The 1,591-nt window shown below is 33.9% G+C and carries 3 protein-coding genes; all 3 read right to left on the bottom strand.

The annotated features are described in order from the left end of the window. A partial coding sequence (locus JQM82_RS15550) for a hypothetical protein (RefSeq protein ID WP_235251321.1) occupies positions 1–327 on the bottom strand: 327 nt, incomplete at its 3' end. A 218-nt stretch (positions 328–545) separates the two neighbouring features. After that, the gene (locus tag JQM82_RS15545) at positions 546–989 is read right to left on the bottom strand and encodes a hypothetical protein (RefSeq protein ID WP_154322128.1); all 444 of its coding nucleotides are present in this window, start codon (positions 987–989) and stop codon (positions 546–548) included. Between the two features lie 2 nt (positions 990–991). After that, positions 992–1,591 (bottom strand): hypothetical protein (locus JQM82_RS15540; RefSeq protein ID WP_235251320.1); only part of this gene is annotated, 600 nt, incomplete at its 5' end.

Below are 1,591 nucleotides of genomic sequence, written 5' to 3'. Positions count from 1 at the left end.
CATTAATATGCTGTTAAAAATGACACCTATACAAGATATAGCTATTCCAAAAGGTTTCAATCCAAGTAAATTGTATGTGAAACCGAAATTTGCATTTTCTTCAGCTATCAAAGGAAATTTTGTAGAATCTCTTGTTTTTGATATTAACCAAGTTACGGCCGTTGAAACATAAGGGAGCATTTCTTTATCATCATTAGAAGTTTTAAAACCATCTATATGTTCAGAAAAAAAATTGTAATATCTTTCTTTAGTAACTATGTCAATCTGGCGGCTGGATGGGAGTAAAAATTCTTGCGCCGGTAGTAATTGGGGGAAACATCTTTTCATTGCTTTAACTCCTGGAATACGACAATAAACAATGATCAAATTGCATATACCATAAATGATGACAGCTACAATTATTGTTGATGATAGATTATGTATTTCAGGAACTATAAGATATAATTCAAGAAGCCAAGGAGCCAAAAAAATTATACCTACACTAATACGAGCTCTTAAATTGTATGAACCAAAGTTGGTAAACAGTTCTTTGATGTTAACACCTCCTATAATTTGAGAAAACTGGTTTCCAGGCGATGAGAAAGGTTATCCAATTTGTTTGTATTGTAAAGAAGAATCTCTGATTCGGTGAGGTCAAAATCAAATCCATAGAGATTTCCTTTGATTAAATCTGCATAGTTTTGTTCATTCTGGAAAGGAATATATAGTGTCTTTCCAGGGAGCTTAATAGAAGAGAAGTGAACCGTGCCATCACAGGTGATGGCAACGATCTTCTCTTCCTCAAATTTGTGATATTTTAAATATTTTTTTACAAACATATTATGACCTACGATAAATAGAATGTCTAAACAATTTGTTGGAATGCTCACTAATTGAATATAATCATCATTGTGAACGTTAGTTATAAGCCATAAATGGAATGTTGCATAAAAATATTTTTGTCGAGCGATTAACTCATTACTCAGGCAATTTTGTAACACAAGTCGCATAATTAAATACCCAAAACTCTTCCTGTTTTTACAGTAGAAGAGGAAAATGTTGAATTGTTAATGGTAATATTACCGAAGGTTTTAGTGTTGTAGACTCTGTGACCGGTTGTGATTAAGTTATCAGAGCCACCTTTTGTATTACCGGTATTATCAGATACAATATAGACAGAAAATGTCTGATCTGATTTTTTTTCAAATATTTTTTCGGCTTGTTTGCTTTTGCCGTGATGTGGTAATTGCACAGCATCGTAGTTACGTACAATATCCTCTATTGCTGGAAATGAACAGTCACCACAGAGTAATAAGCTATGTACACCGATTTTAACTTTTGCTTGAATACTAGTTGCATTTACTGCAGTTTCACCATCCACTGTATCGCCTTCTCGTCCATCCAGGCGTTTGGCAACTGTTTCAATCATATAATCGAAATCGGGACCAACAATACTGACTTCACTGCATAAGTCTTCGGGATGCTCATAAATATCTTCTAAAGGTGCTCCAGAGAGTTGAGCAATATTGTCGTACAAATTCAAAATCTGTTCAGCAACAGAATCCCGACTCTTACGTCCATCGTCAATTTTTTTAAGAATCTTGTCTTTATA

It is taken from the genome of Faecalicatena contorta, assembly GCF_021531995.1.
In the GTDB taxonomy this organism is placed as follows: domain Bacteria; phylum Bacillota; class Clostridia; order Lachnospirales; family Lachnospiraceae; genus Dorea_A; species Dorea_A contorta_A.
Note: the sequence above shows the minus strand (reverse complement) of the source record. Positions and strands in the feature narration are given on the sequence as shown.